Below are 20636 nucleotides of genomic sequence, written 5' to 3' on the forward strand. Positions count from 1 at the left end.
CGATGCGGCTTTATTGAAGAAAAAACGGGAACAGGAGCTGCGTTTCCAGAAAGGGACAGCTTCTCTTTACCCGTTACAGAAAAGGAGGGATGAGCATGAATAACCGCGAGTCGATCTATACAGCCTTTCTGTCTTCCACCAGCGATCTTGAAGATATTCGCAAAAGCATTCTCGATGAACTGATTGACTACAGCGTATTCCCGTTTGCGATGGAACATTTTGCGGTGGATGCGGATGAGGGCTTTGCGGATATCCGGAGAATGATTGAGAGTTCCGACTTTTTTCTCATGATTCTTTCGCTGCGGTATGGATCCCGCGACGATACAGGAAAAAGCTGGACCCAGAAAGAATACGAATACTGCCAGACCGTTAAAACGTCCACAAACAAGGGCATTAAAGTCTGGGTAGGCCTGACACCGGAGCTGGTGCGGGCCAGAGATCTGTATTTGCAAAACGCGGACATGCCGGTTGAAGAACTTCAGGCTCTCGATCCTCACCAGTCCGTGAACGATATCCGCGATCAGCTGAAGTTCGTCTGTTCCATTCATTCGCCTGTGCCGGCAACCGATCCGTACAAGCTGATCCGAAGCTGCCGCAACTTTGTCAATCGCAATACCAGTCAGGTGAGCGGCTGGATCCGGGGAATGCCTGTGGACAGTTATTATGAGCTTGAATTTGGACGCCCTTACTATCAGGTCCATATGAGCGAAGTGGCGAAGGGATATCTCCGACTGGGAACGGTTACTTTTTTACGAGGGGAGCAGCCGGGAGAGATCATTGCCAATGCGGAAAATCATAAGGTAAGCTATAACCCAGCGGATGGAACGATTGAACTCAGCCAGTGGGATATTACCCGGTGGCAGGGAACGTATCTTTGTCAGGACCGGGAACTGGTCGGAATCTTTTCGGCTTCAAAATCCACCAAAGGCGTTTTCGGGGACATGGAGATCGAACCAGGGAAAAAAGATGGAATTCATCGATTTACCATTCTGGATAAAGAATCTGGAAACCGCCCGATTTTCATCCGCGGGACATTTCAGGACGCGGCGGACTATCATCATCCAAAAAGCAACTATAAAACCGGCCGTATTTTCGTTTTTGAAACGGAAACGGAACGGATCGAGTTTTTAAAGAAATACCACCACGATGTGCTTATGCTGAATCGGGCGGACGATGGAACTGCCGAATTCTGAGGGAGGATCAAGAGATGGACTATTCAAAAATTATCGACGCAGTTAAGGAAGCTGGAAAATTTGCGCACCAGGATCATCTGCAGATCGCAATGAAAGGGGAAGCGGATTTTGTCACGCAGGTTGATCTTTCGATCAGCGAGTTTCTGAAGAAAAAACTGAAAGAAATGGCACCGGAAGCCGGCTTCTTTTCGGAAGAAGAAGAAGGAAGTCTTTCAGATCCCTGCTGGATTCTTGATCCGATTGATGGAACGACCAACCTCGTTTACGGGTTCAATATGAGTTCGGTCTCCTTAGGTCTGTATCAGAACGGCGAGATTGTGTTCGGCGTCGTCTACAACCCGTTTACCGACGAATGCTTTACGGCAGAAAAGGGAAAAGGAGCCTGGCTCAACGGATCCAAGCGCCTGCATGTGAGCAATCGGGAACTTAAGGATGCGCTGGTCGAATTTGGAGCCGGCTCTACGCATAAAGATCAGGCAGACGCCAACTTTGATCTGGCCAAAAAAGTCTTTAAGGAATGCATCGATGTCCGCCGGATCTGCTCTTCCGCACTCGATCTCTGCTATATCGCGGACGGCCGCATCGACGGCTATTTCGAAAAGGTTCTTAAGCCCTGGGATATTGCGGCAGGCTCTCTGATTTTAAGCGAAGCCGGCGGTGCAGCCAGCAACTACGACGGACGCCCGCTTCAGTTTGCCAGACCGACTTCGGTTATTGCCGGAAACGGAAAGACCAACGCCCGCCTTTGTGAAATTATCCAGGAACACAGCCGCACAAAGGACTGAAAACAAAGGCTTTCGCCCTTTGAATTCCATTTGCCCTTAGACAGGCAGGAATAGACAATCCTTGAAAAAAATAATCAGAAAAGACGATTTTTACCGAACCGGATTCGGAAAATCGTCTTTTTCGTTTATTGGAAACCGTCCGTCCATCACAGCCGCACGGATCGGAAAAGGGCGGCTTCGATTTTCTGTATTTTTACCCCTATCTCTATAGAAACGATCATTCTGAATAGAATGCTCTCAAAAGATACAGTGTCGAAAAAGCATTTCGTTAAAATAAAATCAAACGCTTCCTCAAATGGGCAGTGAGCCTCTGCATGGAGGCTTTCGAAGAAGCAGAACTGAGCAGAGAGAGAAGAGGAGGACAGGAAAATGAGAAGAACCGGAATGTACGATTACCACGGAAAAAAAGGGGCTTTGAAAAGCCTGGCCGTAACTGGAATTGCCTGTTTATTATCCATTACCGTTCTGGCCACGCCGTATCTTTTTCGTTATTACGACAGCACATTTACCAGTCCGCTCGCATCCAGTGGAACTCCCGCGCTTCCCGCAAACGGCGGAAGCGGCGGCACATCCGGCTTAACGGCGCCTTCCAATGGCGGAAATGGAAACGGCGGGTCATCCGCAAGTGCCCCGACCAGCCCTTCTTCCCAGAATCCTGGCTATGATCTTTTAGGAACGGTCATTCAGGACAACCCGACTAATGCCAGACCGCTCATGAAAAGCAATGAATATTACTACTACAGTCTGATGTGCGCTGCAGATCAGGAGATTTATAACGATATGCTTTCGGGTCTGTACGCATTCGATCCCGATATTTCTGTGGTTACGGATGACAGCGATCACGTCTTTAATATTTATATGTGTCTTCTCAGCGAGCATCCGGAAATTTACTGGGTGGATACCGGCGGCAGCTATACCGTCATGGGGAATCAGACCACCTTCACGTACCGCTACAACCGGGCTTTGGATGCCGTGACGGCGATGAACAGGGAACTCGAACAAAAGCTGCAGACCGTTCGGAGTGAAATTGGCAGTCCGGCCAATGAATATGACCGTCTGAAAGCGGCCTACAGTTATGTCGTGGAACACGTGGAATATGTTGCCGGCGCACCGGATAACCAGAATCTGATCAGTTCCATGATGAACGGGGAATCGGTATGCGCGGGCTATACACAGATGATGACGTACCTGCTTCAGGACCAGGGCATTCAGGCATTTATGGTTACCGGCAATGTCTTTCCCAACGGCCCCCACGGATGGAACGTCATCCGAATCAACGGCAATTACTACCAGTGCGATTCGACGTATGGGGATCCCGTTTATATGAGCCAGAACGGCCAGACGGTATCGGGCGCAGCGGATTATGACTACATGATTACTTCGGATGAGTTCATGCTTAAACGCCGCTCGTATGATCCGACCGAGTATCACGCGCCTGCCTGCACCGATACGCAATACGATCCCAGCTAAAGACGAAAGCGCAAATTCGCAGGCAAATTCGTAATAACATGGATTTCGAAAAAGACTGAAAGTTTCCGTGCTTCAGCATGCAAAGGAAAGGAATCTGCATTCATGTATATCCAGAAAATCTGTGATACCCCGCTTTTCGCTTATCCCCTCGATGAGCATCATCCAAAAATCCGTCAGCTGCTTGAGGAGAAAAAACTGATCCAGCTGCCGGATGGAAGCTTTGAAGTCTTTTCGCAGGAAACTAAAGGACAGGCGCATGGCCAGCATGCCAGCGCCGGCGATTACATTAAGATCGATGGCGCAGGCTATCCGTATCCGAACACGCGGGATTTCTTCCTCGCACATCACATTCCCGCAGCCAGGGAAGATACGTTTTTTCAGAAGCCGGAGACCCGTCAGGCCTGGCAGGTCGGCGAGCCGTCAAACGATCTGATCGAGTATCTGGTGAAGCATGGAAAACTGGAAATTCATCCGGAAGATGAAGACCATTACTTTCAGGCGCAGCTCTGGGGAACCCTGGAAACGGCAGCCAAAGACGCTCTTGTTGTGATCTATGAAGCTGAGCGCAGCGAAAAGCAGGAGATTTTGTCCGTTACGTTCAATCTGCTGACCAGAGAAGAGTTTGAAAAAACGTACAGGGAAGTAAAAAACGACTGAATTGCTTTCCAGGCTATACGTTTTTAACAAAATTCGGATTGCCTGAATCGTCCGCTGCATCGGTTTTCTCGTCCCTCTGGAGTCATTTTTCATAGGGGAGGAAGGAAAGCCGTCAGGCTGTGCGGCAGTTCAAAGGCAGTCTGCAGGCAACCAGTGAATTCGTTCGAATTTCAGGGTGCCGGATCCGAATGACGATTTTGAAAATCGCCAATTGGGTCTGGCCCCTTTTTCTGTGGATTCAGCCGTCCAGAATACCGGAAAGGGAACAGGAAAAATGATTGTGCGTACAGGCGGCAAGAAAGATCGGAAAGAGGCGTTCCGTATTTTCCTGCTCTCCTATCCAGTGTTTGCCTGTCGCGGCAATCGACTTGGCTTTTCTGGTGCGGTGTGTCGGAATAAAATGAATACCACAATTTCACATCATCCATTAGGGAATTTTAGACACACGATCGGTTTTCGTCTTTTATACTTGTGTAAGGTATTATTTGAGATTCTCATGGACTCGCTCTTTTGAGAATCGAGTGTTAGAGAGGTTTTTTCATGTGGAAATATAACTGCAAGCGGCAGCTGCTGATATTGTTCGGCGCTTTTCTGATCGGCTTTCTTACCACATATTTCTTCAGCTCCAGCGAACTGTTCTGGAGCATGGCGAAGGATATGCTTCCGGCTGACGTGCTGAAAACGGTCATGGAACAGCCGCTCCTGATCTCCCTTGCCGGCGGAATCGGTCTGATGGGCATGGCGAATGTGATTACGGTCGCCAATGTCGTTTCTGCCTATTACAGCGGTTCCATCTTCATCGTTCTGATGTTTCTGATGTTCATGCCCGACTGGGTTGTCCTGATCGGCATTCTCAGTCTTCCCGTTACGATCATCGTATGGATTTACGGCTGGGCCACGCTCAACCGTTCGACAAGCAAAGCCCTTCGCCAGGCCGATATTACCGGCGATGATGAAATCGTCCGTATTTACACGATTCATCACCCTCTGGATGAAAGCTATAAGGCACTGGGGGAAAACGTTCGCCGTACGATGCGTACGATTCGTTTCGCGTTTGTACTCGGTCTGGTTGCGATTGGATGCTCTCTAGTCTTCATCGACAACTTCTGGATTCTGATTCTTCTGCTGACCGTCTGCATGGTCGCCATGCAGTTTCTGTCCCGCGTACGGATGCAGGCATTCAACTCGATTGCCATGCTTCTGTATCAGGAGTGCAATCCGGAAGCCTGCATGTCTGCGCTGCTCTACTATTCAAAACGCGGCAGCCACTACAAGCTGGCTAACCGGGCGCTCATGGCAAGCTGTCTGATTTATCTCGATGAGCCGGAACTGGCGCAGGACGTTCTGATCGCCTATCGCCGTCCGAGCTTCTCCGATCAGCTTCAGTACTATCTGCTCATGGGCAGCATTTACTACCAGCTGAAAGACGAATCCGGCGTTCAGCGCTGCATCGACGCCGTGGAGAAAATGCGTTTTCCGCGCGGTCAGATGGGCATGATGATGAAGGATTCGCAGCTGAGCATGCTGGAAAATAAGCTGAATCTGATGCACGGCGATTTCAACGAAAGCAAGAAATACTTTCTCATGTCTCTGAAAGCGTCCACTAGCCGCCTTCAGAGTGCGGAATGCGCCTACTATATTGCGCTGATCTCTTTTGTTCAGCAGGATTACGTACTGGCGAAAATGTATTTTGAAAAGACGATCAGTCAGGGCGGCAGCCTTTACTACGTTGAAAACGCGCAGAACTATCTCGCAAAAATTCAGCAGAGTCATCTGCTCGATGAGCCTGACGAGTACAGTTTGTCTCAGGAAAACGAAGCCTGATCAGGCTTTCCGGATACAAAAAAACGGTCATGCAAGACCGGTAAAACGATAAGGACGTACGTCCGAGTGAAATCTGGAGGAAATTCTATGTCAATGGATCTTGGCTTTTCCTGCAAGAACAAATGGTTTCGCTATCGCGCTGCAGCCATCCTCATTGAGGATGGCTGTGCTCTTTTTGCGGGCAATGCCAGAAGCCCGTACTGCTATTCCGTGGGCGGCGCCGTCCAGCATGGAGAAACCGCGCAGGAAGCGGTCTGCCGCGAAGTGCTCGAAGAAACCGGCGTGGCGTATGAAGTCGATCGCCTGGCGATCATTCATGAAAGCTTTTTCTGCGATACGCAGTTTGGCCAGGAGCGGGAATGCCACGAAATCTGCTTCTACTTTCGGATGAAACCCAGAGGCAGCCAGAATCTGAACAGCCACAGCTATTCGCAGGGCGTCCGTGAGTATATGTACTGGCTTCCGATCGACCAGCTCGATCAGTACCGGGCATATCCTTCCTTTTTACAGGATTACCTCAGTCAGGATCATTCGGAAATTCTGCACATCGTAACGGACGATCGGCCTGTCCAAAAAGAGAAAGCAGACATCTGAAGCCCTGGGCTGCTGTCGGATTGAACGCGCCTCAACGCAATCGCTGTGTTTAAAACGGCCAGAATTCAAATCGAAAAATCTCCAGCTGATCCGCATTTCTCATCAATAGAGAATGCGGATTTTTTTGGTCCGTTTCGTTTTCGTAGACGAAAAACAGGGACCGGCCAAAGCGATGCAGCAACATCACGAGCCGGCGTCCCGCGAAAATGTTCGAATTTTCCAGACCAGATACACAGGGGAAGCGCAAAGAAAGAAGAGTTCGCAATACAGACTGACGGACTGGCTGAAGGCCATCAAAGCCAGAGATCCCGCCGCTATCCCGATCATTCCCTGCGCGGCTTGTCGAAGCGCCCGGCTGCTCGTCCAGGAGAGCGCCGCATACAGCCAGAGCAGAAGAATCCCGCAAAAAGCAAGCGGACAGAGAAACAGGTGCAGGCTGCTGAGCAGACCCCAAAGCAGGTTTACGCTCACATCCTGCCAGGGAAGCCATGCGCCAATCCAGCCGATTCCCCAGAACAAAAGGGAAAGCCGGGCCAGACGTGTTTCTTCGCACTGACGAAACACGCGATCCGTTAAACAGGCGTTGAACAGGCAGGCAAAAGGAATAAACCCGCCCGCACTCATCCATTTATGGTCGATCCAGACCAGACCCGTCAGATTGTCCCGCCAGGGATTGCAGGATAAACAGAGACCAAGCGCCCACAGACACAGAAGGAGGCAAAGTCCCCAAAGCCAGAAAGAAGAAGGTAAGCCGCGTCCATCCGAGCGCGTTTTTTTATGCGACATGCTCTCATTATCGCTGTTTCTTTCGCCCGTGTCTTCCGGCTCCATCCATCTTTTGACTCTCGCATGACGTCGAAATCAATTCGGTTTTCCTTTCGTAGGCGATCGCTCGTATAACACGACGAACGCCACGGGAAAGGAGAGAGAAAAGATGCTGATGGAATGTACAGAAATTGTTTATGGACTGAATCGCCTGCAGGTGCGCGTCAAAGAGCGCGAACTGTATGACGAGCGGGTTATGGAAAATGAGGAGGATGAAAGCTTTCTTTCCTTAATTCGCCTCGATCCTGTTTCCTGCAGCGCGTACTACAGCCTGGAAGAGCGGATTTCTCTGCACGATTTTCTCGTGCAGAGCCATTTGGAAACCCGACTGGCGTGTCAGTTTCTGCATGGATTGCTTGAACAGGTTTTAAAGGCGATGCAAAGCCAGCCGGTTCTGCTTTCCGCCCGAACGATTTTTCTGTCCCTTCGCGGTGACGCGTTTTACTTTGTCCGGGCCCCGGTTCATTTTCGAGCCTGGATGAAGCGGCAGGAGGAACTGCTTCATTTGTATCGGGAACTGCTGGACTATTTCGATCCGAAAGCGAGCGCCGTCTGCGGGCTGCTGTTTCTGGCGGCGAATGGCCGGCTGGAAACGGATGCTCTTCTCCAGGAGCTTGAAACGCTTTTTCTGTCCAGAAACCGTCTGTTCGGATTTTGTCTGAAAAAAGACATACCGCCTTATGTCCGGTCCAAACCGCTTTATCCGCTTCGCGGCGATGGGATGAGCGGTTTGGAAGAAAAGGACGATCTGGTGTGGACCGAGTCGGAAGAAGAGGATACGAATACGGATCCTCTGAATGAAGAGAAGACGTCCTTTGCGGCGTGCTCTCCTCTGTTTCCCCGGGCTGAAAAGGCAAAGCCCGAAAGTTTTGACGGAAAGCTTTCCCCGCTTGATTTTTCCCGGGAAGAAAGCGAAGGATTGCCATTCGATCCTTTTTCCGACACGTCTTCAAAAGAGAAAGCGCATCTTCTCAAGCTTGAACCAAATCCGCAAGGAACCGATGATTCCAATCCGAAGAAAACAGAAAAACGGAAGAAAGCAAGGAAAACGAGAAAAGACGATCCGATATCTCACAGCGTTCCAGAAAGCAACACGCCTTTTGGCGGTTCGGTTTCGCTTTACGGTCTTGAAGAACCTTCCGCCCTTTCGGTGCGCGAAGAACCGCTTCTTACGCCTTACGGCAGCCCGCATGAGAGCCCGCTTGCCCCTCGTCCGCTCTGGCCCGATTCGGGGGCATTCAATCCTTCATCCCAGCCCGATCTGTCAAAACGAGAAGAACAGGTATCCGAATCTGCTGTGCAGGATCAGAAACCAGAACGCAGCATGACGCCAAAAAGAAATTCTTCGACTTCCAAATCCAGAAAAGGAGCAGTGCCTGCGAATCCGACGGTTTTGCTGGAAGAACTGGCGCGCCCTGCGTTTCTGGATCTGGAAGGGAAGCGGCTGGACCTGGAGGGAGCGGACATTGTTGTTGGCCGTCGGGCAGACTGTCCCCTCGTTCTGATCGATCCCACGATTTCACTGACCCATGCCCGGCTGACGCATACGCAGGGAAAGTGGTACATCCAGGATCTGAAATCGACCAATGGCACATGGCTGAACGGAAAGCGGGTCATTCGGAAAATGCGCCTTCATGACGGAATGGAAATTCGGCTGGGCAGCCGGACGGTGATTTTCCATGAGTGAATCCTGGATCTGGATCGAAACGCTCAAGCAGACGCCGCATGGCCAGACCGATCTGGTAATGCATCCGCTCTCCCAAAAGAAAGCCGTGCGCAAAAGCGTTCCGATCGATGCGCCCTCCGTTGTTCTGGACGCTTTGCGACGGGAAAAAGACGTTCTGGAAAAGCTCGATTCGATGTGGACTCCTTCTTTAGTGGAGTATGGATCCGATTTGTATGCCCACACGCTGGTGGAAACCTGGTTTGAGGGCTGTTCGTTAGAGGAATGGCTGCACGAACGCCCCTCGCGAAAGGCGAAAAAAGAAATCTTCCTTCAAATTCTTGCGCTGATCGAACAGGTGCATCAGGCCGGATATCTGTATCTCGATTTGAAAGGCGACAACGTCCTGGTCCACAATGGACATGCCGTACTGATCGATTTCAATGCCTGTCTGCCGATCGGGAGCACGCGTCCGGTCTTCGTCAATAAAGACGCGCTGCCGCCTGAAGGCGCGGACGGTGCACGCATGGATGAGCGAGCGGATCAGATCGGGTTGGGCCGTCTGTATCTGCATATGTTTGGACCTTCGCTCATTGCGTGGACAGCACTGAGTACCGATCCGAGACGGCGATTCTCGTCGTTGAAGGCCATGAAAAAGGCCGTTAAGAAATCGCGAAAGAAAAGCGCGCTGCTGATCCTGTCCCTTTTTCTGGTCGCGTGCTGTTCGGTATTGATGCTTGTGCTGCCGATTGGAATGTCTTCCCAGGCAGGCGAAAATGAGCGGCTGGCGTATGCGCTCGACTCGTCGAACGGACTTCCCGAAGCCTCGGTTTTGTGCGCCCAGTATGCCAGACTTCTGGAAGAAAAACCGCAGCGCAAACTGAGCCCGGCGGAGTGGAGTGTGGCGGCCAAAGCGGCTTTGCGCGAAGAACATCGCAGTCTGGCCGGCTTCTGTATGGATCATCTGCCAGACGATACGAACTATTCGATCCGCTTTTCAAAGGCGATGCTGGAGCTTTTAGTGTATGGCCTGATCCCGCAGAAGCAGCTGGACGATCTGCTCGAAGAACTCCCAGACCAGAGCGGATGGCAGGAACCGCTTGAGCTTATGGCGCAGATGGTCGCCCTTACGCCGGATGCGGTCGCTCCAGATCGGCTCGAACGCCTTCTGGCAGAGATCGAAACTCCTGAACAGATGAGCGGAGAGTGTGCGCGTTCGCTCGTGTACATGCTGATTGGAAAACGGCAGAACGGACAGACCCTTTCTTTAAACGAAACGATGCAGAACGCTCTGGCCAAACGCGCCCCGGATCTCTGGAAACTGTATTTGCACTGGCAAAGCGCAGATTCAGACGATGCTGCTTCCATAGAGGAAATTCAGAAAGAGGATCTCTTTTCGGATTTTCCTCTGGTTACGAATTCCGCTCTGGAAACCGATCGCCAGGAAGATGAGAAAAACAATTCGTTTTTGTGGAAACTATCCGATGACTTTTCCAGCCTGGAATGATTTTCGAGAAAACAAAAGCCGTCTCAAATTTTCGCCCTCGACAATTCAGGCTCGTATGAATAGATGAACCGCAGCCGTCATCAACGGCATGTAAAAAGGCAGGTGAATGAATATGACTGTGGTTACAACGGTGATGCAGACTTGCAGCGCCAGTCTTAGTCCAGAAAATCCTGCGAATTCAGTATTCGCTGAGGCGCGGGTGGTCTGTTATCCGCAGGTCGACCGGCACCGGTCGATTTTCTGTCTCGATGGTTCGCGTCTGCACGATCTGGATCTTCTTCTCGATGAAGGATTTCATGTTCTTTCCTATGAATTGCAGGATTCAGACGGACACATTCTGGAAAGCAGCGAAATCGCCCTGTCCAAAGACAGTCCCTTCTTGCTCAGCCCGTATTTACGCCTTCAGCGCATGTCTTCCGCCAGCCAGCGACAACTGCAGGAAGAAACGGAGAGTATCGACTGGCCGCTTTCCATGCCTCAGGCGCCTTTTGCTACGCCGGGCGAACGGATTTTATCGGATACCGAACTTTGTCTGAGACTGAATGACGACACTGGGCAATGCGTTCTGGAAATCGAGGATGAAGAGGGAAGGCGAGAAGTGTACGCTCTGGGCGATTCGTTTCGCTTCTCGCTGAAGTATCCGCATAGCCGGCTTCGGCTGATCCATGTACCGACGGGTGCCGCACTGGAATGGAGCGTCTATAGTCCTTCCCTCGAAAACAAGGACGGGCAGCCGGATGCTGAGCCGGATACCGGATATTCAGAGTCGTTCCATTCTCCAGCGGAAATCGAACGGCTCAGTCCGCTGGATGTATCCTGGGCAGCTGGAGGATTTTCTGCCAGTGAATTGTCTCGTCCCGAATCCGATTTTTCCTATAGTGAAAATACTTCTCAGGACGGCTCTCTGGAGGATGACTTGCCAGAGGAAGGAGGAAACGACAGTTCGGATTTTGCGGTGTATGAACATCCCGATACGCCTCAGCCCAATCCGCAGACGAACGGCACAGATCTTTCGGATCCATCCGTTTTAAATGTCGAGAATGCCTTCACGTATCAGGACGCACCTCTCTCTGATTCCAGCTGGAATTCTTCGGCTAGTTTTTCGTTTATGCAGGATCGGCCATCCGCTGAGCTGACCGCTTCGGTTTTTACGGATTCAAATTCCGCTTCTTCCAGCGTATCGCTTCTCGACGATCCGCTGCTGTATTCGCCTTTTGCGCCGACCGGACGACAAAATCCCGGAGCCGTTCTCAGCGCGGATCCGGAAAAGAGCCTTCGCCCTTCCAGCCGCAAATACGGGGATTCTCTTCTTCAGACCGCTTTGAAAGGAAATGAAAAAGCGTATAAACCCGGTGAGCTGATTTTTACGTCCTCCGCTCAGGATCTGAAAGTCGACGTTCAAAACGGGACGCTTGAAGCATTTACTGTACAGTCGCTCGATACCCAGAAAACGTACGAATCGCTCGAACAGGCGTTTGATGCAGAATCGAATTCTGCGTTTCAGATTCAGGCGGTTTTTCTGGACGCCAGACAGCAGAAGGTGGATCAAAGCTGGACCGTCATCGATTCGGGGAAGATGTTTCAGGAGCAGATCCAGCTGCCGGGGCTGCGTTTAAAACGCTTTTGTTCCCTCGATGAAAACGGCCGGATGATTCGCAGGGATGCGCTTCATCGCAAGGAAGTTATGCTTTGCCGAGGGTTTGTCCAAACGGATGGAACAGACATTATGCCCTGCGAAGCGCTCCGCCTGTATGTGGATGATCCTTCGGCTTCCTATGCCCTTCAAATCGATGGAAAAGAGCAGCCCGCAAAACTGAAGGAAGATGAGCTGGGGCAGCCGTATCTCGAACTGTACAGCGCTCGAAAAAATCAGAGGGTCGAAGTATTCAAAGACGGTCAGAAACTCGACACGCTTACCCTGCATGTGAAACCTGCATCGGCCATGGGAGGACTGATTCTGGCCTGCGGACTGCTTGGCGGCTTTGCTGCGGATGGAAAACGCAGACGATTGCGGAACGCTTCTCTTCGTTGAGCCAGAACGGGCCGTTCTCTTCGAAGCGGCCAAGACAGAAGAGAAGACAGACTCTACTATGGAGGCCCCCCTTTTAGCTGTTCACGAATTCCATCCCTGGTCTGGCGGTTACCTGTGTCGGGTGAATACGCGCTTTATGGCGCTCGATTTGGATCCGGAAGGTTTTGCGTTCACGGCCTCCGCAGATTTCCCCTACGCTTCGCCGCTCCATTTTCGAATCGAGCTCGCAGGCCGTACGGAGGATGATGGAGAGATCTCTTCAGAGCCGGTTGAGACGGCCTTTGGAGCGGATTCGCCCGGTCTCTGGAAACTGGAAGATTTTTCCTGCAACGGAACGTATGTGAATGGTCAGCGCGTTGAAAAATCCTGTCTCTTAAATCGAGGCGACTGGATTTTTGCGGCAGGTGCTCTGTTTATGTTCTGGAATCGACTGCTGCTGGCTCCTCCGGCTTTTTCCGATGGCCCCAGTCGAGAAATGGCCAACGTACACAAACGAGATGCACCCTCGGGGGAAAAGGAAATTGTGCCGTATGCCTTTCAATCTCCGGAGAAACCGGCGGAATTTGAACTGGAAGCGTTCGTTCGGGATGAATCCGACGAATATACGCGCATGCCCTCTCCCGCCGGAATGATGGTGATCAGCTCGCTGGTGTCGGCACTCAGCGGTGCACTGCTCAATCCCGGTGACTGGAAAACGCTGGGGGCATCTCTTGTCGGGGCGGGAATGAGCGCAGCTGCATTTGGCGGATGGTATGGCTGGCAGGGCCGCAAGCAAAAGCAGAACATTTTTCGAAAAGCGCAGAAGACGCAGGAAAGCTATCTGGCGTACTTAAACCGGGTAGCAAACGAAATGGAAGAACGGCGCCAAAAGAAAACAAGCGCGTTTCAAAGCGAAGCGAAAACACTCTGTCTTCTCGAAGACACGCTTCGTCATGGATGTCTGCGAAAGGACTGGGCCATTCCCGCCGGCGTTCAGTTTTCCTCGTGCATCACGCTTCGAAAGCCGAAAATCAGCTGGCAGACCGAAAATCCCAAAGCCCTCGAAGCCGTCCATCGACTGGAAGAAATGTGCTTCAGCGCACCATCCTGGTCTTTTCTGGAACCAGGCAGGACGATCACGCTTTCGGATTTGGACGAATCGGCCCTGCTTGATCTTTTTCTCATATGGTGCCATATGGTCTATTCTTCCGGACGGCGTTTTGCGTGGATCGGTTTTTCTCTGGAGCAGATGCCGGTTCATTCCGCCTGCTTTTTCGAACAGACACCGCTCTGCTTTCCGCATGTGCAGGCATTTTCTCGTTTTGCCACTCTTCATCCGTCTTTGGAGTGGACGATCTGTTCGCGCCAGAAACTCTTTGCAAGCCAGCTTCCTGCAAATGCTGCATGTATTGAATTTCTTCCTTGTACTTGCAAGACGTCTCTTTCAAAACCCGAAGGGGAGACGGCCCCGATTCGCCTGTCGCTGGATCGAACGCAAAAACGGCAGAAACTGCGAGCGAGCGGCTTTGGTCTGGCATCCGATTTGTTCAGTCTGCCGGTTCCCAGCACAGTAAACGAACCGCTCTGGAGCTCGAGCAATCTGAATTTGCGCATTGAACTGGCGCCAGGCGTGTTCTGGGACCTGGTTCAGGATGGCCCGCACGCGCTCGTTGCCGGAGCGACGGGAAGCGGAAAAAGCGAAGGATTAAGTACCCTGCTGCATTTGCTGGCATGGCAAAATCCGCCCTCTCGGGTTCAGTTCATTTTGATCGACTTTAAAGGCGGCGCGTTTGGCGGACCGCTTCTGGCGCTGCCGCATACCGCCGGGTTGATGACCAATCTTCAGGCGGCCTCGATTGAACGTATGGAAAAGGCTCTAGAAAATGAGCTGAACCGGCGCCAGAAAGTCATTGCAGAACAGATACAGCAGCAGGCGGCAGGAACAGAAACGGCGCCATTTCCTTTCAGCCATCTGTTCATCTGCGTGGATGAATTTGGTCAGCTGAAAGCCCGCTGTCCAGAGTTCATGAAATCGCTGCAGGAAACGGCACGAATTGGAAGAAGCCTCGGCGTCCATCTGATTCTTTCCACACAGAAACCGGCCGGTCTGGTGGACGAGCAGATCTGGGCCAATTCCAGAAGCCGCCTCTGTTTTTCCGTTCTGGATTCCGGAGATTCCAGGGAAGTGCTCGGGCATGACGGGGCGGTGCATTTAAAGAAGCCGGGAGAGTTCATTCTTCAAGTGCAGGGAAGTGCAGAAAAGCGCGGGCGCGTCTTTTATCTCAAGGCGCCGGCGGATCAGAAAAGTTCCGTCGAATATCTCGATGAAAACGGCCTGTGGGCTTTGCAGCCAAGAAGAACCCTGCAGGATCAGATCGGCGAGACGATTGCCGCCAGGGGACTGCCCCATGAATGGATTCTCTGTCCCGATCCGCTCGAAGAGAAAGAACACTCAGATCAGATTCTCATCGATGAAATCCATCGAACGATTCCGTTTCGACTGCCGTGCGGACCGATGGCCATGGCTGGAAAAGAAAAGACACTTCAACACGCTTTATCGCTCCTGGTATCGAAGGAAGAAAGAGCGGTTTATTCCACCCTGAATTTTGAAGGGGTCGATCAAGTCATTGCGCCGGAATGCCTGGACGCCCTGCCGGAAGAGATTGGTCCTGCGATTTTCGTCCTTGATGATCCCGCCGGCTTTGAATCCGCTATACGTCAGATCGATCGGCTGCCGCAAAAAGCGGCCATCACTCTGATTCTGGTCTTTACGACCGTCCCTTATGCGCGGTCTTCCTTTATCGGCACACTCGACTGTCGCATTCTTTTCGATCTGGCCGATCGGGAAATGCGCGCTCTCTTTCTGGGAACCAGCGTACCGGGTCAGGTTAAGGAAAACGAAGCGATTGCGAGGATCCAAGGCGAAAAGAAGCGGCTGATTCTCGGTCAGAAAAGGGCGCAGCAGACCATTCGGCCCTGGTTTTATCGCCTGCCCGAATGCCGCCTGCGACTGAAAGCTGACGAGATTGAAGAAGAACCGGGTGATCTGTTCATGGCTATCGATCTTTCCAGTCGATCCCCTTTGTTTTATCGAGGGCAAAAAACGACTCTGATTATCCTGACGCCGGCAATGGGGAAAGCCGCCCGTTGTTTGCAGCGACGACTGTACATGCAAAATCCGACGGCGGTTCCATTTGAACAAAACGGATCCGCTTCAAACGGAACGAATTTTGAATGTCTGGATTTAAGCCGGGCGGATTCTGTCCAGATCCAGGCCGTTCTTCAGGAAAAAACGAGGCAGGGAACTGTGCTCCTGTTTGGGCACCCGGAAAACGAATGGATGTACAGTCTGGGCCTTCGCCTGCCGTATCCGTGTGAAGGCAATGCGCTCTGGATCGAAGACGGACAGGTTTTCGATGTGCAGACCGCCGCACTGGACGAGCCATGATTTTGCATCTGACCCTGACGGATCGAAAGACGTATCTTCTTCGAATAGCAAATCCAGCCTGTCTGGTGCTGAACGATCTGCTCGATTTTCTGCCCTTTCTTTCAGGCTATTCGCGCGCGGAAAGTGCCTGGTATCTCGAAGAAGAACACGGACTTGTGGATGGGGAAACGAGACTGAGCGATCTGCCGATCTGCGATCAGGATCATCTGCTTCTGTTTCCAATCACGTCCTGCGAATCTGACCGGAAATAAAAGCAGAATCCCCCCTCAGCAAGAGCAGAAAACCAAAAGCGGCCGCACACAGCGGCCGGATAAATGAGAAAAAACGAATGGGAACACGGATGTGTTCAGAAAGGATAGCGTATGCGAATTGTTGCGGATTTTAATGAGATTTCCCGGACCGGAAGAACGCTCAAAAGCCGGGCCGGCGAATACGAAACGCTGCTGAGCCAGATGATTCAGACGATGAATGAACTGCAGAGCCAGTGGCAGGGCGAAGACAGCGCAGCCTTCATGGCAAGACTTGAAGAACTGCGTCCGAAAATGCTGCAGCTGAAAAACGCGATGGACGCTTATGGCGACCGCCTGCTCCACGACGGGGAAGCGTATCGCGCACTGCAGGAAAATCGTACGCTCAATGCCAGAAGACTCGGCTGAGATTACGAAACACGAGACAGCTTCCAAAAGGACAGACTCATATGACCGAAAGGGAAGGTCTTCAGCTTAATCCATACATAACGAAAAAGAGGAGGAGAAAGTCATGTCATCGATTACCATCAGCGCGGATCAGCTTGAAAGCTGTGCCGCTCGCGTAAGCACTCTGAAAACCGAGATGGAAAACACGTTCAACAGTACGCGTTCCCTGATTCAGGGCATGAATGCCTACTGGCAGTCGCCTGCCGCAAACGACGCGTTCGCGCAGTTTGAACAGCTCAGCCCCATTTTTCCAAAATATATCGAACTGGTCAGCGCCTATTGCTCGTTTCTGAGCGACACCGCGATGAGCTACCGCATTGAGGAAGAAGGATACAAATAATCCCCCTTATATAAAGGACTTTTGAGAATATTCCCTGTATTTCGTTGCGCTGATGAGGGGGATACAAGGCCGTTTGAACAGACCCAATATAAAAAGCGTTAATCTGCAACCCTGCTCGGTCAGATCAACGCTTTTTATGTTTTTAAACTTTGACAGTGACTTCACTGCCATCCATGAATTTGAAGCACAGTTCCTTGTTGGCCAGAACCGTTATGCTATCCACCATATTTCGGAATTTGTCCTCGTCGTAAGCGTCGAACACTTTGGTTGAGGTGAGATTCTCACAATATTCCTGGATCCGGAAGAGTCGGCTTTGTCGCTTGCTGATCTCCTTCGTCAGTTCGCCAAGCTCATGATCCAGTATGCCATACTCTTCAGAAAGAGTTTCTAGAGTCCGGACGGTAAGCGGGCTTTGTGTGGTCTCATCAACCAGATCTGTGAGCTGGCTTTCGATTGTTTTCTGACGCTCTGTGATCGTTTGCGCCTGCTCTTCAAGCTCATCAATTCCAAGGCCGGATTTGACAACGTTATTGAGCGTCGGCAGCAGGTCATCTTTCCGGCTGATCAGTTCATTGACTGCGCTCACAAATGCCTGTTCAACTTCCGCTTCTGTCAGAAACGAGGTGGAGTGTTTCGTTTTGAACTTACCCTTGCATTGCCAGATGGTTTTCTTGTACTTGTCTGTGGAGTGCCAGGTCTTGTGGGTGTAGCGCTCTCCGCACTCTCCGCAGATCAGTTTTCCGGAAAAGGCGTATCCTCTTTTTCGCTGGGTGCGGTTGGCGATTTCAACCTGCACTCTGTCAAACACTTCAGGATCGATAATTGGATCGTGATGTTCGGTCACGTAGTATTGCTGGACCTCTCCGGTGTTGACCACATATTTTTTTGTCAGAAAGTCAACGGAGTAAGTCTTCTGAAGCAGGGCATCGCCTTTGTATTTTTCGTTGGTAAGGATTCGTTTGACTGTGCTGTCATTCCATTTTCCCTTACCTGAGGCTGTTGGATAATTGCCATCATTAAGCATTCGGGAAATTCCAATATAGCTGTGACCCTGCAGGAACCAGCCGAATATTTTCCTGACCGTGGCCGCTTCTGCCTCGTTAATCTTGAAGTCCTTGTCATAACCCAGAAATCTCGAATACGCCACTGATGCTTTACCTTCCGCGAAGCGTTTCCGGGTGGCCCATTTCACGTTCTCTGAAATGGAGCGGCTTTCTTCCTGCGCCAGCGAGGACATGATCGTCAGCAGTACCTCACCTTTGCTGTCCAGAGTCCAGATGTTTTCCTTTTCGAAGTAGACCTCTACGCCTTTTTCCTTGAGTTTGCGAATCGTCTGAAGGGAATCTACCGTATTGCGGGCAAAGCGACTAATGGACTTTGTGATAATGAGGTCAATCTTTCCGTTCAGTGCGTCATGGACCATTTCCTTAAAACCTTCACGCCGCTTAGTGTTGGTCGCGCTGATGCCCTCGTCGGCGTACACTTTGACCATCTCCCAGTCCTCACGACTGTTGATGTACTCGTTATAGAAGTTCACCTGCGTCTGGTAGCTGGAAGCCTGCTCTTCAAGAAGCGTGCTCACACGGGCGTAAGCTGCTACTCGCTTTTTGGGTCTGGCCTTGGGAGCGTTGGTGCTGGATTGCACTCCTGCTTTCGGGATCTTGAATACCGTTCTAGCCATTGAGGTACCTCACTTCCTCTCTTCCGTCATGAAAGTAGAAGGTGACCCTTTTTCCGTTGACGGTGCAGTGGCTCAGCTTGGCATCCATCATATCGACATCGAATGCATCGATGCCAAGCACGTCTGCAATGAGCTTTTTCATCTCACCCTTTCTGAATCCTGATGCGGATTCATGCTTGCAACGCGCATGAAAATAAAGCTTTTCCGGATCCTTGGGCTTGTAGCGTCCAGCAATATAATTCTTCCCGCACTCTTCGCATTTGACGAAGCAGGCCAACTCCCCATAGAGCTTCACCATGTGATTGGTCGCACGAAACATCATTCCTTTTTTTCTGTTCTCGTAGAACCCCTTTCGCGAATCATACGCGCGCGATCGATACTGATGAATATGTTCTTCTCCGCTTGTCAGAAGGACCACTAACCGCCTTTCAGGGAATATCGTGATTCTTTCCCATTCATCGTCTTTCAGGCCCTCTACGGCTTCTTCCAGCGCGTATTTTGGAGTCGACTTTGCATGGCAGGTTTTGATTCCGGTTCGGCCTCCTTTTATCTTTTCACTGCAGATATAAGATTCATCGTGGAGCCAGCAGGTGGAGCCACATTGTCCACAGAAGACCTTCCCATGAAACAGATCATCTGTCCTGTCTGGTTTACGGTCAGGGATCTTCTTAAGCATCTTCTGAACCTGCTGCCAGTCATCCATGCTGATCAGAGCCTCGTGAGTATCTGGGACAAAGTATTGATCCCGCTCGCCTTTATTCAGTTTGCTCACGGATTTGCCTGGATCTGCTATGTAAGTTTTCTGAAGCAGAAGGTTTCCGGTGTAGTTTATATTTTCAAGAACGCGTCTGATCTGCCCAATTGTCCATGCGCTTCCTCTAAGAGAAAGAACGCCTTCCTCGTTCAATCGCATAACAATGTCGACCATCCGCTCTCCGGTCAGAAACTCCTGATAGATCCGTTTTACGATTGGTGCCTGTTCCGGCTGCGGATGGAGTTGTCCATCCCTGGAAACGTACCCATAGCAATCCTTGAGTGTCCATGGAATTCCATTCTCAAAGTGTTTCTTCACGGCCCATTTGATGTTTTCGGAAAGACTGCGGCTTTCATCCTGCGCAAATGCGGCCAATAGTGTGAGCATCAAATCTCCATCTTCCGAGAACGTTGAGATGTTCTCCTGCTCGAAGCGGACCTCAACGCCAATCTCCTTGAGATGCCGGATGGCGCTGAGCAGATCGACAGTATTGCGGGCAAACCGTTTAATCGACTTGGTCAGGATCAGATCGATCTTCCCCTCATCCGCGGCTTTCATCATCTCCTGAAAGCCAACACGCTTCTTTGTTCCTGTTCCACTGATGCCGTGATCCGCATAGACGCCAGCGAACTCCCATTCTGGATGCGATTGGATCATCCTGGTGAAATAGCTGACCTGCAAGGCATAGGAGCTTTCCTGCTCTTCGCTGAGGGTGGAGACCCTGCAATAGGCCACCACTTTTTTCTTTTTAAGAAGCACCGTGGGCTTCTTTCTGAGTTTTGTAATCATCGTATCCTCCTCGTTCGTATTCATCACTCTAAAGGGGAGAACTATCCAGCAACAAAGTGATCTCAGGTTCAAATTCTTTTTTAAGTAAGGCGGATATTCGATCTTTTTCCTCACTGGTGATCATCCGTTGAGCTGCCAGTTTTTCCATCACCATCAGGTAGATCTGGTAGTCAGTCTCGCCCATGCTTCATCTCCTTGCGGTGGTGGTTCCACCAGTCGTCTTTGCACTTACGACAGCAATACTTGGCACGCTTTCTGCCTGGCATCTGGTTAAGTGGCTTACCGCAGCACAGGCACTCCTGATAAAGCACAGAGCGGATATTATTGCGGGAGCAATAGGACTTCACAGTAAGCGTCAAATAAAAGACGGGTATTTTCTCGACCGCCTCCTTGGGATAAT

At 51.1% G+C, this 20636-nt stretch carries 17 protein-coding genes; 13 read left to right on the top strand and 4 right to left on the bottom strand.

Going from position 1 to position 20636, the window contains the following annotated elements; genetic code table 11:
- Positions 1-95 precede the first annotated feature (95 nt).
- From ACLUYS_RS00150 to ACLUYS_RS00175, 6 genes are all read left to right on the top strand, one after another.
- Positions 96-1193 (top strand): DUF4062 domain-containing protein, encoded by a 1098-nt coding sequence (locus ACLUYS_RS00150; protein WP_230266764.1) that lies wholly within the window; start codon positions 96-98, stop codon positions 1191-1193.
- Between the two features lie 14 nt (positions 1194-1207).
- On the top strand, positions 1208-1978 hold the full coding sequence (locus tag ACLUYS_RS00155; protein WP_230266763.1) for an inositol monophosphatase family protein: 771 nt from the start codon (positions 1208-1210) through the stop codon (positions 1976-1978).
- 369 nt (positions 1979-2347) lie between these two features.
- On the top strand, positions 2348-3448 hold the full coding sequence (locus ACLUYS_RS00160) for a transglutaminase domain-containing protein (RefSeq protein ID WP_230266762.1): 1101 nt from the start codon (positions 2348-2350) through the stop codon (positions 3446-3448).
- Positions 3449-3550: 102 nt separating this feature from the next.
- A complete protein-coding gene (locus ACLUYS_RS00165) occupies positions 3551-4105 on the top strand; it encodes a hypothetical protein (protein WP_230266761.1) in 555 nt (184 codons plus the stop codon).
- A gap of 540 nt (positions 4106-4645) precedes the next feature.
- Positions 4646-5929: a tetratricopeptide repeat protein gene (locus tag ACLUYS_RS00170; protein ID WP_412658569.1), complete on the top strand. Its 1284-nt coding sequence runs from the start codon at positions 4646-4648 to the stop codon at positions 5927-5929.
- An 87-nt stretch (positions 5930-6016) separates the two neighbouring features.
- Positions 6017-6523 carry an NUDIX hydrolase gene (locus ACLUYS_RS00175; protein ID WP_230266758.1) on the top strand — a complete coding sequence of 169 codons (507 nt, stop codon included), beginning with the start codon at positions 6017-6019 and terminating at the stop codon, positions 6521-6523.
- Positions 6524-6706: 183 nt separating this feature from the next.
- On the opposite strand, the gene ACLUYS_RS00180 is transcribed toward ACLUYS_RS00175, so the two are convergent.
- On the bottom strand, positions 6707-7309 hold the full coding sequence (locus ACLUYS_RS00180) for a hypothetical protein (RefSeq protein WP_230266757.1): 603 nt from the start codon (positions 7307-7309) through the stop codon (positions 6707-6709).
- A 148-nt stretch (positions 7310-7457) separates the two neighbouring features.
- Here ACLUYS_RS00180 and ACLUYS_RS00185 point away from each other — a divergent pair, with 148 nt between their 5' ends.
- The 7 genes from ACLUYS_RS00185 to ACLUYS_RS00215 all read left to right on the top strand — a co-directional run bounded on the left by ACLUYS_RS00185 (position 7458) and on the right by ACLUYS_RS00215 (position 17012).
- Positions 7458-9035 (top strand): FHA domain-containing protein, encoded by a 1578-nt coding sequence (locus tag ACLUYS_RS00185; RefSeq protein ID WP_412658571.1) that lies wholly within the window; start codon positions 7458-7460, stop codon positions 9033-9035.
- Entirely contained in the window at positions 9028-10518 is a 1491-nt protein-coding gene (locus tag ACLUYS_RS00190) for a protein kinase domain-containing protein (protein ID WP_412658572.1), read from the top strand. The genes ACLUYS_RS00185 and ACLUYS_RS00190 overlap by 8 nt, the downstream gene beginning before the upstream one ends.
- 112 nt (positions 10519-10630) lie before the next feature.
- Positions 10631-12550, top strand: a complete 1920-nt coding sequence (locus ACLUYS_RS00195; protein WP_412658574.1) for a hypothetical protein — start codon at positions 10631-10633, stop codon at positions 12548-12550.
- Positions 12551-12608: 58 nt separating this feature from the next.
- Positions 12609-15977, top strand: coding sequence for an FtsK/SpoIIIE domain-containing protein (locus ACLUYS_RS00200; protein ID WP_412658575.1), 3369 nt, complete (start codon positions 12609-12611; stop codon positions 15975-15977).
- On the top strand, positions 15974-16228 hold the full coding sequence (locus ACLUYS_RS00205; RefSeq protein ID WP_230266752.1) for a hypothetical protein: 255 nt from the start codon (positions 15974-15976) through the stop codon (positions 16226-16228). The genes ACLUYS_RS00200 and ACLUYS_RS00205 overlap by 4 nt, the downstream gene beginning before the upstream one ends.
- 111 nt (positions 16229-16339) lie before the next feature.
- The gene (locus tag ACLUYS_RS00210) at positions 16340-16633 is read left to right on the top strand and encodes a WXG100 family type VII secretion target (protein ID WP_230266751.1); all 294 of its coding nucleotides are present in this window, start codon (positions 16340-16342) and stop codon (positions 16631-16633) included.
- Between the two features lie 103 nt (positions 16634-16736).
- The gene (locus tag ACLUYS_RS00215; protein WP_412658577.1) at positions 16737-17012 is read left to right on the top strand and encodes a WXG100 family type VII secretion target; all 276 of its coding nucleotides are present in this window, start codon (positions 16737-16739) and stop codon (positions 17010-17012) included.
- Positions 17013-17154: 142 nt separating this feature from the next.
- Here the strand turns inward: ACLUYS_RS00215 and ACLUYS_RS00220 are convergent, their stop codons facing one another.
- The 3 genes from ACLUYS_RS00220 to ACLUYS_RS00230 are packed head-to-tail and all read right to left on the bottom strand — an operon-like array spanning position 17155 to position 20420.
- Positions 17155-18693: a recombinase family protein gene (locus ACLUYS_RS00220; RefSeq protein ID WP_412658579.1), complete on the bottom strand. Its 1539-nt coding sequence runs from the start codon at positions 18691-18693 to the stop codon at positions 17155-17157.
- Positions 18686-20236 (bottom strand): recombinase family protein, encoded by a 1551-nt coding sequence (locus ACLUYS_RS00225; RefSeq protein WP_412658580.1) that lies wholly within the window; start codon positions 20234-20236, stop codon positions 18686-18688. The genes ACLUYS_RS00220 and ACLUYS_RS00225 overlap by 8 nt, the downstream gene beginning before the upstream one ends.
- 28 nt (positions 20237-20264) lie before the next feature.
- Positions 20265-20420: a hypothetical protein gene (locus ACLUYS_RS00230; RefSeq protein ID WP_412658582.1), complete on the bottom strand. Its 156-nt coding sequence runs from the start codon at positions 20418-20420 to the stop codon at positions 20265-20267.
- Positions 20421-20636: the final 216 nt, after the last annotated feature.

The sequence above is a fragment of the Allobaculum sp. genome (assembly GCF_047010065.1).
Classification (GTDB): Bacteria; Bacillota_I; Bacilli_A; order Erysipelotrichales; family Erysipelotrichaceae; genus Allobaculum; species Allobaculum fili.